Annotated in this window: 14 protein-coding genes; 2 read left to right on the forward strand and 12 right to left on the reverse strand. The window is 67.9% G+C overall.

All coding sequences use genetic code 11. The features are described 5' to 3' along the window. Positions 1-58 precede the first annotated feature (58 nt). The 5 genes from MNZ27_RS23780 to MNZ27_RS24310 form a co-directional block, all read right to left on the reverse strand. Positions 59-556, reverse strand: a complete 498-nt coding sequence (locus tag MNZ27_RS23780; protein WP_308198011.1) for an IS66 family transposase — start codon at positions 554-556, stop codon at positions 59-61. Further along, positions 553-1,110, reverse strand: coding sequence for an IS66 family transposase (locus MNZ27_RS23785; protein ID WP_277958199.1), 558 nt, complete (start codon positions 1,108-1,110; stop codon positions 553-555). Before MNZ27_RS23785 ends, MNZ27_RS23780 begins: the two co-directional genes overlap by 4 nt. A 191-nt stretch (positions 1,111-1,301) precedes the next feature. After that, a complete protein-coding gene (tnpB, locus tag MNZ27_RS21635) occupies positions 1,302-1,703 on the reverse strand; it encodes an IS66 family insertion sequence element accessory protein TnpB (protein ID WP_242396160.1) in 402 nt (133 codons plus the stop codon). After that, entirely contained in the window at positions 1,700-1,822 is a 123-nt protein-coding gene (locus tag MNZ27_RS23790; protein WP_277958200.1) for a hypothetical protein, read from the reverse strand. Before MNZ27_RS23790 ends, tnpB begins: the two co-directional genes overlap by 4 nt. Next, complete coding sequence (locus MNZ27_RS24310; RefSeq protein WP_408629706.1) at positions 1,819-2,064, reverse strand: transposase; 246 nt, start codon at positions 2,062-2,064, stop codon at positions 1,819-1,821. Before MNZ27_RS24310 ends, MNZ27_RS23790 begins: the two co-directional genes overlap by 4 nt. Positions 2,065-2,422: 358 nt before the next feature. Between MNZ27_RS24310 and MNZ27_RS21640 the strand changes: the two genes are divergently transcribed. Beyond that, a complete protein-coding gene (locus MNZ27_RS21640; RefSeq protein WP_242396161.1) occupies positions 2,423-2,560 on the forward strand; it encodes a hypothetical protein in 138 nt (45 codons plus the stop codon). Between the two features lie 10 nt (positions 2,561-2,570). On the opposite strand, the gene MNZ27_RS21645 is transcribed toward MNZ27_RS21640, so the two are convergent. The 6 genes from MNZ27_RS21645 to MNZ27_RS21670 all read right to left on the reverse strand — a co-directional run bounded on the left by MNZ27_RS21645 (position 2,571) and on the right by MNZ27_RS21670 (position 8,635). Continuing rightward, the gene (locus MNZ27_RS21645; RefSeq protein ID WP_242396162.1) at positions 2,571-2,882 is read right to left on the reverse strand and encodes a hypothetical protein; all 312 of its coding nucleotides are present in this window, start codon (positions 2,880-2,882) and stop codon (positions 2,571-2,573) included. A gap of 61 nt (positions 2,883-2,943) precedes the next feature. Further along, positions 2,944-3,429: a hypothetical protein gene (locus MNZ27_RS21650; RefSeq protein WP_242396163.1), complete on the reverse strand. Its 486-nt coding sequence runs from the start codon at positions 3,427-3,429 to the stop codon at positions 2,944-2,946. Between the two features lie 11 nt (positions 3,430-3,440). Beyond that, positions 3,441-6,074 (reverse strand): phospholipase D-like domain-containing protein, encoded by a 2,634-nt coding sequence (locus MNZ27_RS21655; RefSeq protein WP_242396164.1) that lies wholly within the window; start codon positions 6,072-6,074, stop codon positions 3,441-3,443. A 2-nt stretch (positions 6,075-6,076) separates the two neighbouring features. Beyond that, the gene (locus MNZ27_RS21660) at positions 6,077-7,705 is read right to left on the reverse strand and encodes a hypothetical protein (protein WP_242396165.1); all 1,629 of its coding nucleotides are present in this window, start codon (positions 7,703-7,705) and stop codon (positions 6,077-6,079) included. 145 nt (positions 7,706-7,850) lie between these two features. Continuing rightward, positions 7,851-8,339 carry a hypothetical protein gene (locus MNZ27_RS21665; RefSeq protein WP_242396166.1) on the reverse strand — a complete coding sequence of 163 codons (489 nt, stop codon included), beginning with the start codon at positions 8,337-8,339 and terminating at the stop codon, positions 7,851-7,853. A gap of 26 nt (positions 8,340-8,365) precedes the next feature. Beyond that, complete coding sequence (locus MNZ27_RS21670) at positions 8,366-8,635, reverse strand: hypothetical protein (RefSeq protein ID WP_242396167.1); 270 nt, start codon at positions 8,633-8,635, stop codon at positions 8,366-8,368. Between the two features lie 1,494 nt (positions 8,636-10,129). Between MNZ27_RS21670 and MNZ27_RS21675 the strand changes: the two genes are divergently transcribed. Next, complete coding sequence (locus MNZ27_RS21675) at positions 10,130-10,942, forward strand: DDE-type integrase/transposase/recombinase (RefSeq protein ID WP_242396168.1); 813 nt, start codon at positions 10,130-10,132, stop codon at positions 10,940-10,942. Between the two features lie 126 nt (positions 10,943-11,068). Here the strand turns inward: MNZ27_RS21675 and MNZ27_RS21680 are convergent. Further along, on the reverse strand, positions 11,069-11,280 hold a 212-nt coding region (locus MNZ27_RS21680; protein WP_277958201.1), incomplete at its 5' end, for a hypothetical protein.

Genomic DNA, 11,280 nt, shown 5'->3' on the forward strand with positions numbered 1-11,280 from the left:
GCTCAAGCCCGGGCAGAAACCTGGACAGAAGCCGGAGAAGAAGGGCAAGTAGAGAACGTCACGCCGATGTGGAGCCGGGGGGGAATCCTTCTGCAACGACGGGGTCCCATCCCTCTGCAAACCGACACTCCAGGGCCCAACGCTGGATGCGGGCCAGGATCTCGCGCGACCTCTCGTTCCGGAGCTCGCGGCGGAGCTCGTCTCCGGGCGGTCCCGTCGGGCAGAGCTTCTCGACGGCGTACAGCTCGCCGATGAGATCGAGGATCGTCCGGCACTCGGCGGGGAAGAAGGCTTCGGCCTCGTCGAACTTCCTCCGGACGTGCGCCCAGCAGTGCGCGAGGCGAAACTTTCCGCCCTGCTTGCGGAGCGCCTGGTACGCACCGTAGCCGTCCACCATCGCGATCCCGGAGAAGTCGCCGATGAGCGCCCGCGCGGCTTCCGTCGAGCGGCTGTCCTGGATGCGGAACGCGATAGCGGTGGGGCAGCTGATCGCCCACGCCTGCCAGCTCGTCGCCGCGCCGACGTCGCGGCCGCGACCGTCGAGCAGTCGCCTCAGCGCGTCTCGTCCGCACCGATGACGACCGAGGCGAGGACGTGGGCGGCGATCGCTTCAGGGAGATCCTTCACGATCCTCGCCAGGTGCTCGATCACGTCCCAGAGCGTCCGCGAATCGTCGATGAGCCCCTCGCGCGCCATCGTCCGGACCTGCCGCTCCAGCGGAGCGTGATCAAGGTACTTCGAAGCGGCGACCTCGATCGCGAAGTCGATCGAGTAGCGCGACCCGGGGAAGAGTTTCATCGGGCCGGGCGCCGTCTCGATGCACCCGTTGCAGGAGCAGCGGTACTTTCGGCGGTGGTGCTTGCGGATCACGAACTGCCGCTCGATGACGTCGATCTCCTCGGACTCCTCGTACTGCCCCTTGCACTCCTCCAGCGGCTTGCCGCATTTCGGGCAGGTCCTGTCCGCGTCGTCGAGGACGTGGATGACATCCGCGATGCGCAGCTGCGGCTGCTCGCGCGGGCCGTGACCGGTCTGCGGCGCGGGATCCCGAGGCGCCGCAGGGGCGCTCGGCCGCTTCTCCGACGATGCGCCGAACATCCGCTCGCGCATGACCGCGAGTTGCTCCTCGAGCACCGTGAGCCGGGTCTGCAGCTCCTCGTGGGCTCCTCCCCTCGAGCGCGAGCACGCGCCGCTGCAGCGCGACGTTCTCGTCCACGAGCCGCCGGTTCTTCTTCTCCAGGATCATCGCCGCCTGGCGGAGCACTTCGACGTTCTGCTCGCGGTCGAGCTTCACGCCCCCTTCATCCCATGCCGCGATCGACGACGCCAGCCCCATGACGACTCGACGCCGTGAACGAGAATGGCGGCGGCGAGAGCGGCATCCGGCCGATCACCTCGCTTCCCTCGAGCAGGAGCGCGAGCTCGCTCACCGTGAGCTGCAGCTCACCGCCTTCGCCTCGCTCCCAGGGCGCCGCGAAGCGCCCATTCTCGAGGCGCTTCGCGAACACGCACAGCCCCGTGCCGTCCCAGTACAGGACCTTCGCGCGCCGGCGGCTCTTCGAGACGACGAGGAACAGGTCGCCGGAGAGCCCGTCCCGGCCCAGCCCCTCCGTGACGAGCGCCGAGAGCGAGTCGAAGCTCTTGCGCATGTCCGCGGGTGCGGCGCACGCGCGGACGACGACCTGGCGCGTCGAGCCGATCACGCGAGACCTCGCAGGAGCACGATCACGCCGGCCATGTCGAGCCCCTCGACGCGCACACCGCCCGGCCTGCTCGACGACACGATCCTCGAGGGCGCCGGCTCCTCCGCGACGACGCTCACCGGGCACGAATCTTCGCCTGCTCCATTCCGCTGCAGGGCGTCGCTGTCCACGCGAGTAGGGTGTCCCGCGTGACGCCGAGCTCCCGCGCGATCGCGGACACCGTTGCGCCGGCCGCTCTCCGTCGGCGCAGGTACTCGACGGCCGCTTCTCGAATTGTCTCCGGGTACCGCCGCCCCGCGCCGCGCGGTCCGGCCCGCCGCGCCGCCGCCCTGAACTCCGCCGCCGCTCTCTCCAGATTCATCGCGCTTCCTGCGTAAGCGCGCGAGCATCGCCGGCGACGGCGGTCACGTCACGACGGGCACGGGCGAGGTGTTACTGACTACGGGCGGCCTTCTCATGGAAGCGGCGTCAACGCGCCCGGGCGACCATTGACGGTCACCTACAGGCTCATGCGTTCAGCGATCGGCTTGCTCCGGAATCAGTGATCGGCTTCGACCGGAATCGGTGATCGACATGGGCCGGAACCCGAATAGTAACACGACCACTTCAGCCCGAAGCCCGCCTAAGTGCGCGCAGCGACAGGGAACCCATGTGCCTGATCGTGGGGTAGCCCGTCAAACTCGGGCGTGACTGAGGTTCTCTCCGAAGTGCTCGCTCTGATGAAAATGAACTGGAACTCGGCCGTGTTCGGCCGGTCGGAGCCGATCACGCCTGGGTTCGCGCAGACCGTCGGGCTCATCCTGTCGGAGTTGCCTAAGGACGTGATCCCTAAGCCCTTCTACCGGTACTACATGTAGACCGACTGTTTCAGGGCTCGATCCCCTCGCGCTGCTTGTACTCTGCGCAGTTGCATCGCGCCGGCATGTCGCAAAGCTGCAGCAGCTCACTCGGAACCGCGTCCGCGAGCGGACCCCCACGCGGCAGGAACACGGCCCACCGGAGCGAGACTTCGTATTCCTCTTCGCCCGAGTTGCTCCGCACCTTCTTGAACTCGTCGATCACGATGTACACGGCGCCCGTGTCGGTCAGCTGATCGAACACCAGGCACAGCTCGCGGCACAGCAAGTCGAGGTAGTCGCCCGCCGCGACGCTTTCGATGTCGTCGAACGGCAGCGCCACGAACGTGAGGCCGGGACGTGGGCGGTCGGGCGTCCTCGTCGCCCTGTGTTGTGCGTTCGCGTCAAGGAGACGATCGCGCAACGACGGCAGCCCACCCCGTGAGTGCCTTCACCTCGACGGGAGACCACGCGCGGATTCCCAGGTCGGTTCGCTTGGGCCGCTTTCCTCGGGTCGGAACGTCGATGAATTCCAGGCGATCACCGAGCACGCGGTGCAGGTGCATCGCCACCGTCAGCTCGAACGATCCGTTCCTGACCTCGCGCTCCGTCGGCTTCTCGAGCGCGGTCAAGATCCACGTTGCCATCGCTCGTTTGTCCAGCAGCCCCGCCCCAAGCAACGTCCCGCACGCATCGACGACCTTCCCGATGCGCTTGCGGTCGCGGAATGCGTTGTCGACTTCTGCCGGGCTGCCCGCATCGAGGTCGTCGAACTCGCGATGTGCATCGAAGATCCGCTGCTCCCAGGCCCGCGCGACGTCAAGCTTCCAATCTCCGTCACCCGAGAGCGAGCAGAGCAGGTCCAGCAGTTCCTGGAACGTGTGACGCATCGCGGGGAACCTCACACTTCGAGTCTGTTCAGTACCGCTCCTGCGTTCGACGCGTCCTGGCTGGCGGCGAGCAGTACCTCTTGCGCCGCCTCCAGCGTCATCACCTGACCGGGGGCTGACTTCTTGAATCTCCAGCGCGCATCGGAGTGACAGGCGTTTTGGAAGGCACCATCGCACAGCAGCGCAACGTTGTCGTCGTCCATGAAGCCGACGGCGAGTGAGCCGTCTCTCCCCCGCCCAACGACACGGTCACCCTCGACAGCGTTCCTCTTTACTCCGCTCGGGAGCGCCGGCTGAAGCACCGGCTCGATGGCGAGGAGCGCCTCGGCGTCCTCCAGCACGTCGCGCACGAACGTCAGGAAAGGCACCGCCTCGGCGAAGCCCTTCCAGCGGTCCGCGAGCCAGAGAGCGCCGAAGCGTTCGATGGCGGGGAGTTGCCGTTCCGCCTCCGCCACGAGCTCCGCGACGCTCTCGCGCGGAGCGTGGCGCAGCACGTTGCGGAACCATAGCCCGATGGCGTCTCGACGGACGGCGTCCTCCATCCGGTCCTCGCCTCGTGCCGCGCGGCGCGCCATCGAGACGTGCCACAGCACGAGCAGCGGGCCGATCAGCAACCAGCCACGCGCCCACGCCACGCGACGCTGCTCCGGCGGGATGTTGGCAAGGGCCCTCGGATACGCTGATTGCGCGGACCCCAACAGCGCGCGCAGCACGTCCTCCATGCTCTTCGCGTAGACTAGGTCCGTGAGCCGCTCCCGATGAACGCCGCTCTGAAGCGCAGCCGCGAGCACGAGAACATCCGTCAATAGATGCTCGGCAGGTAGGTCCCCGCCTTCCCTGTCGAGGGCGAAAACGAACACCGCCCGAGCCCTTTCCGCGGCGTCCAGGAGATCGCGACGTGGCCGATCTGTAGGTGGTCGCGGCGGTGCCGCGGAGTTGCCTCCACCGCCCCCTTCGCCTTCATCACCCTCCCGACCCTCCTCGTCTTCGAGCGCGTCCGAGCGAGAGGCCAGCTTCCGTGCGTCACCTGCGATGAGGTTGTCGATGATGCGCACTGGGTCCAACGCGTAAACGCGCGACCGGTCCGTTGACCCGAGCGCTTCGTCCGCCAGCTCGGGTTCGCCTTCGACGTACTCTTCTACCCAGTGCCATTCGGCGCCACCCGTGGACGGTGCGGGTTTGTGCGACGAGCGCTTGGCAGTCGGCGAACGCAGCGCCTCCGAACGCAGCCGGACCGCCTCCGTGAGGAGCTCGAGCAGATCGGCACCACCTTCGGGATCTCGCCCCCCGAACTGGACGACGCGCTCGACGCGATCGTCGATGGCCGTCCGGCCTCGTGCCGTCCGCTCGAGCTCCGAAGCGTCGTGGACCACGACCCATCGACCGCTCCACTTCGCGACACGAATCCGGATCGCCGTGACAGGTCGGTTGCCTTCCGCAGCAGGTACCTCCACCACGAGTGGCCCCGATGACGCACGCGCTTGGACCGGCACATCCCGGGAAGCGTCGCGTGCACGGACTTCCACGACGGCACCCTCCGGGACGGCTCCGGATGTCACTACCTCGACCCGCGTCGCATCGAGCCATTGCGCCGAATGCAGAACGAGGTTCGAGGCCGCTGCTTCGGGAGCGACCGGCGGGACGGTCTTCTTGGCCTGTTCATGAACGTGGGCCCACGCTTCTTCGGTCAGCTCCTCCGCGGCCAGTTCTCCGAGAAGCGTTCCGACGGAACGGGCGTCAGCGCCCTTTCGGAACACCACGAGCTCAGCGTTGTGGCCATGCCACGCGGCGTTGGAGAGGTTTGCGCTGCCGTGAACGGAGAAGCTCCAGTCCTCGCCCTCGGCGTAGAGGGCCTTGGCGTGACAGCGCCTCGTCTCCACGAGCGCGCGCACGCGCCCGCCAGCGGCTTCGATCGCTTGCCGCGCATCGAGCGACAGGTTGGTCATTGACCGATCGACGATCACGTCGAAGGCTGCCGCCTCGAACCGCTTCGCAAGGTCGCATGCGGCTTCGCCAGCGGCGTCGAAGAACGGGGCCGTCATCACGAGCCGGCTCGCGGCCGTCGTGGGCTTCTTCACCCCGTCCATGAGCGCGCCGGGAGAGCCGTGAAGCTCCCCGCCTTCTACGGCGAACGGTCCAGCGAAGATCGGCATCGCAAACGCGGATCGAAGCGCCCGCTCCACGTGAACGGTGCGAGGAAGCCACTTCTGCAGGATCTCCGTCACGTACACACGGAAGCCGTCGAATGACTTCGGGACCGTTGCGGACACCCGCGCATCCCACCGCTCGAAGATCTCGCGATTACGGCCCAGACCGCTCGTGTTCAGGTTGCCGCTCCCGACGTAAAGGCGAGCCTCCCGAGGTCCGGCGAGCAGATATGCCTTGGGATGGAACGAGACGTCCGTTTGCACTCCCTGCACGACGAACCGCCTCCCCGCACCCGACAGGAGCCCGAGCTGCGCCTCGAGCGTCGTGTCCAGAGCCGCTTGGTCGGCGAGCACGACGATGCGCCGTACGCCCGCGAGCTCGAGCTGGCGCCCGAGATGTTCCTCGAACCAAGGGAGGTCCACGCCGTAGGTGAGGCCCACGAAATGCGTGAACCCGTGGCGCTGCAGATCGCTTCGGTCCAGCAGTTCGTCGAGCACCCTCACGGCGTCGCTCCACAAGATCCTGCACGCAAGACGATCTCGCGCTCGAGCGCCTCGCCGTCCGCCGTCAGACCGCGTGCTCCGCTCTTGTCCGCTGGGGTTACCAGTCCGAGCGCCTCCAGATACGAGACCGCGTTGTCGAACCGAGGGCTGCTCGTCCCCGGGTGGTGCGAGGTTACGTACTCGAGACGATCTCCGTTCTCGATGAACCGCGCGGTGAACTGCCCAGGCTCAAGGTAGAGCTTCCGCCTGACGTTCACCGCATGTTGGCGGATCACGTGTTGGTCGACGACGCGGCGGACGTGCTCCACGACCGTGCTGTTCTCCGCTATCCCGCGCTCAAGATCGTCTACGAGGATAGCGGGCGGCAGTCGCCACGCCTCAGCGTCTCCGAGCCACGCATCCTCGAACGTGGCCTTCACCGCCCGGAGACGCACCTGGGACCAGATGAAGAGATCAGCGGCTGCGGCGGCCGCGACTCTCGGGTCACGTGCGCCAACGCGTGATGCGGACCACTGCCGCACGAGGAGATCCGCGAGGTCCGGCTCCGCGCGGCTCGCGCGCCAGCCGAGCGCGATCGGCGACTTGAGCGCAGCCACCCGTGCCGCGAGAGTGCCGCCGAGATCCAGCTTGAATCCATCATTCAGTGCCGGATGCGGCACAGCCGCACCCATCCACTCGACGATCAGGTCCAAGACGTCGGACCGCGGCACGCAGGCCCTCCCGTCCGCGACCAAGCCGTCCAAGACGAGAGCAAGAAACGCCTCGAGCGCCAACACCGCGTTCGCGTGTGCCTGGTACAAGAGCCAAGCGCGCCGCGTGCCCTCGTAGAAGTCCGGTAGCGTGAGCTCTCGTCCGCCTCCTGCTCGCAACCCGCCCAGCAGGATGGCCTCCCTGAAGCAGCGAAGGTCAACCGGGAGCCCCTTCGCAACTCGGTGCAGCGCGAGGATGAGCCCGATGCTGAGCACCCTTCGCCGCGGTGTTCCGGGGCGCGCAAATGCATCCCAGTCGATGATCGCCGCGCGGAGCGCATCGCGCTCCGCCGCGACTTCGGGATAAGCGTTCGCTGCATCGGCGAGACAGTGCAGCCCGACTACTCGGCCGGCATCGCCGAGCGCCGTTATCTGAACCGGCGCACCTGCAAACAGGAACTCTGCGTTCGCTGCGTGAAGCGAAGCCGCGAACGCATGAGCCAGCGGCCGTCCGCGCGGAGTCACCCGCACGTCGTGTACGAGCCGAAGGTTCATCATCGGGCCGGCGTAGGTCTCGAAGCTGCCCGCGCCGGAGCCGCCCCGCACGTGATCGTCCCGCGGTTCCAAGGAGCCGTCGGCCGGCACATCGTTGAGCGCCTTGCCGACTTTCTCGACGCCGATGATCCTCAGCGATGAAGAACTCGCCGCGAGCGTTGCCGCGGCGATCGCGTAGTCCCTCCGCCGAAGCTCGCGGTCGCGCGCGCGCAGGTCGACCCGCTCCCGCCCCTGCACTACCTCGCTCGTGCGTGCGAAGGCCTCCTCGAGCGCCCAGCACAGAAAGGAGTAGTACCGCGGCTGCCACGTGACGGATGTCGTGAAGTCGATGAGGCGCGCGTACTGTCCGACACTGGCTTCGCGTAGCCCAAGCTGGTCCAACCCCACGGGTTGGCGCGGCGGCTCCGTCCAGCCAACGCTCGACGCTTCGGCTTGTGCGGGCGTCATTCCGCCCCCAGCGCCCGGCGCGTTCGCGGCCCTCGGCCTGACGCGCTCTTCGTTGGCGGGACGACCCCCGAAAGCAAATTCATGACCGCCGCCAGCGGAGCTTCCCGATCGACTTGAATTTCGTCACCGGGAGAGCACCTCTCTCGTTGCGGGCCCTCGACCCCGGCGCCAGTAGTACAGCGAGCACGGCTGCGCGCTCGGCTTCATGGATCTCTAGCGCCTCGAGGTTCTCATCCAGGAGCACCATCAGGACAGCGTCCCACTCCTTCTCGACGTCGATCGACCCGAGCCGTTGACCAGGCTTGGATCCAGGCAATAGGCATCGGCCCTTGATCTGGAGTCGGCGCGTCGAGCCGTTCCTTCGCTCGACGGCGTCGTAACCCGCCTGGCGCGCCGGGGTGAGCTCGATGCCGAGAATGCGGGCTGCTTCGTACTCGGCGACCTCGCCGGTGATTCCCAGGGGCTTACCTGTCAACGCGCGGTACTCTTGCGCCAGCACCTTGGCCGCGCGCAGCACCTCCATGATGCGAACGGTCGGATCTCGAGACCCGTCGATCATCGGCTTCATGGCGCTCCCTCCGTGAACCCGCGGCTTCAACGACCAGAGCTACGTCGGTCGTCCGAACCCTTACCTCCCGAGAACACGCCGTTCGGATCGCTCACGACGCGACCGGACGCGTCACGCTCCACGCCCAACATCCGGTCGAAGACTCCGCGGATCTCCGGCGGAAGCTCCTCGCGCTTCTTCTTCTCCTCCGCAACGTGGAATCGCCATCCGAGGAAGAACGCGGCGCCGAGCGTCACGATCGCTCCGATGACTGCCCACATCACCGAGAACGTTTCGCCAGCCGCGTAGCCACCCACCCGCGAAACCCCCGATCACTGCGACCACGAGCAACGTGACGACAACCGGTCCCACCGTGGTTTCCCCCAGCCGTAACCAGCCATGATGATACCAGGGCCCCGGACACTCGATCCTGACGAGGGACAGGAGGCTGAGATATCGTCACGCCCGGCGACGACGGTTTCGCCCAGGGGGGCTCTCGCATGGCGGACGCGCCGGTTCATGAGTTCGAGAAGGTCCGGTTCTTCTCGGACCACGTGGAAACGAACGGAGCGGAGTTCGAGTACTCGAGAGTTCGCTCTCTCGACTTCGCGCGGCTCACGCAAACGGCATCTGGGCAGCCGCACCACCAGACGATTCTCGCGATCACTTTGGCCGACGGCTCGAAGCCGGTCGATCTCTCGACCGTACCGATCCAGAAGATCTTCGGCCAGGACAACTACAATCCTCGTGCAGATGCCCTCGAAGCCATCTGTCGGTTCCCGCGTAGCTTCGTGATCCACCGCCACTCTCTCTCGCCGGTCTCCGCCCCCGCCTCGAGCCCGAGGCCGGTGGTGGAGCGCGGTGATCGGGCTGGCCGGAAACTTCCCCCCCGCCTGACTTCGGGTGACCCTGCCGGCGCGCGTCGGGCATGGGGCCCGGCCCGAGAGTAAAGTGCCCGCCACGGTTGGCGCCGTGCGGGCTTCGGCTGGTGCAAGTTCGGCTCGCGACCGGGCTCACCAGCGAGGACTACGTTAAGCAGGAGGCGTGGCGCTCCGCAAGATTGGAGCGCTGCCCGTTCCACCCGGAAGGCGGCTGCGGTCTCGCTCGCCACGGCACCTACGCTCGGGTTTCGCCGCAGGGCTGCCTGATCGCCCGCTGGTGGTGCCCGACGGCCCGCACCCTCCATCAGCCTGCTGACTGACTTCTTGTGCTCGCGGCTCACGGGCACGCTGGCGGAGATCGAGGCGGTGGTCGCGGCGGCCGATGCCGCGCCGACGCGAGAGGTGGCGAGCGAGGCGCTGCGGCCGGACGTCGAGCTTCCGGGGGCGCTGCGCTGGCTTCGGCGGCGGACGCGGCTCGTGCACGCCGGGCTCGCCGCGGCGATCGGCTTCCTGCCCGGACTCCTCGCTCGATGTGAGCCCACCGTCACCTCGGTCCGCTCGGCCCTTGGGACCGAGAACGTACTCGTGCGCCTCCGCGGTGAGGTGGTGCCGTACGTCGCCGCGCTGCCGCCGCCGCTCGGTTTCGGCCCCCGCCCCGCGCCGCGACGATCTTCGCCCACCGCCCTCCAACAGGGATCGGGGACAGGCCCACCGTCCGGCACGCGGCAGCTCCGAGGGGCTGCCCCGATCCCGGGCCTACCAGAGGAGACTCATCGTGAATGACGATGTGAAGAAGCGATCGGAGGAGGTCGCCCTGTTCCGCTTCGGGGTGATCGGGGACCTCGTGCACCTTCCGCCCGGCGCGAAGGGCTCTACGAGCGGCTACGCGAGAGGGCCGACATCGACTACCGGATCCCGGGTTCGACGCGAGTGCGGGTCGCCCCGGAGACGATCCGGCACTGGCTCAGGGCCTACCGCAAGGGCGGCCTCGAAGCGCTCGAGCCCCGGGTGCGCGCCGACCACGGTCACTCGCACGCGCTGCCGCGGGAGGTCTCGGACCTCCTCCTCGCCATCAAGGACGACAAGCGCGATCTCTCGGTCCAGCTCGTCATCCGCGAGGCGATCGCGACCGGAAAGCTGCCGGAGGGACTCCAGCTCGCTCCGAGCACGCTGCACCGGCTCCTTTCGCGCGCCGGCATCATGGCGAAGGAGCCGGGCACCCCCACCTCGAAGGATCACCGCCGCTTCACCTTCGAGAAGGCGGGCGATCCGTGGATGAGCGACGTGATGCACGGGCCGGCCGTCCCGGTCGGCGGCAGGAAGCGCAAGGCCTATCTCATCGCGTTCATCGACGACGCGACCCGGGTCGTGCCGTACGCCGCCTTCGCCCCGTCCGAGAACACCGCCGCGTTCCTGCCGGTGCTGAAGGAGGCGGTGCTGCGCCGCGGGGCCCCGCGACGGCTCTTCGTCGACAACGGCAGCGCGTTTCGCTCCCACCAGCTCGCCCTCGTCTGCGCGAAGCTGGGCATCACGCTCATCCACGCTCGCGCCTATCACCCTCAGGCGAAAGGGAAGATGGAGCGTTGGTTTCGCACGGTTCGGCTGCAGCTCCTCCCGCTGCTCCAGCCCGCCGACCTCGCGAGCCTCGACGCGCTCAACCGCCGCCTCTGGACTTGGGTCGAAGGCGAGTATCACCGCTCGCCCCACCGCGGCCTCGACGGTGTGGCCGCTCAAACTCGTTGATGGAGATGCGAACAGCCTGGCTGCTGTCCATCGCCGCTTGAGCGGGGCGCGCGCAGCGGCGTGATGGACATCGCCCGGCGCCCCGCCGCCGGGCCGAGACCACGGCGGCGAGGGCTGGCGGCGCGATCACCGGTCGAGCTCGAGGCCGTCGCGGTCGAGGACGTGCGGGAGGAGGTCCCGCTCGACGAGCTTGCGCTTCTTGCGGGCCGCTTCGCGGAGGCACCCGGTCGCGAGGCGATCTAGGTCGCGCATCCCGCCGGTGGCCGCCTCATGCAGCATGGCGACGGCGTCGTGAGTGAAGACGTCGCGATCGCAGCCGGCTCGCTTCATGCGGTACC

This window comes from Anaeromyxobacter oryzisoli (assembly GCF_022690765.1).
Lineage (GTDB): Bacteria > Myxococcota > Myxococcia > Myxococcales > Anaeromyxobacteraceae > Anaeromyxobacter > Anaeromyxobacter oryzisoli.

Bases quoted from the DNA above. Each gene is read 5' to 3' on its own strand.
- MNZ27_RS21665 (WP_242396166.1), bottom strand. From the start codon at position 8,339: ATGAAGCCGATGATCGACGGGTCTCGAGATCCGACCGTTCGCATCATG.
- MNZ27_RS21650 (WP_242396163.1), bottom strand. From the start codon at position 3,429: ATGCGTCACACGTTCCAGGAACTGCTGGACCTGCTCTGCTCGCTCTCG.
- MNZ27_RS21640 (WP_242396161.1), top strand. From the start codon at position 2,423: ATGAAAATGAACTGGAACTCGGCCGTGTTCGGCCGGTCGGAGCCGATC.
- MNZ27_RS23785 (WP_277958199.1), bottom strand. From the start codon at position 1,110: ATGCGCGAGCGGATGTTCGGCGCATCGTCGGAGAAGCGGCCGAGCGCC.
- MNZ27_RS24310 (WP_408629706.1), bottom strand. From the start codon at position 2,064: ATGAATCTGGAGAGAGCGGCGGCGGAGTTCAGGGCGGCGGCGCGGCGG.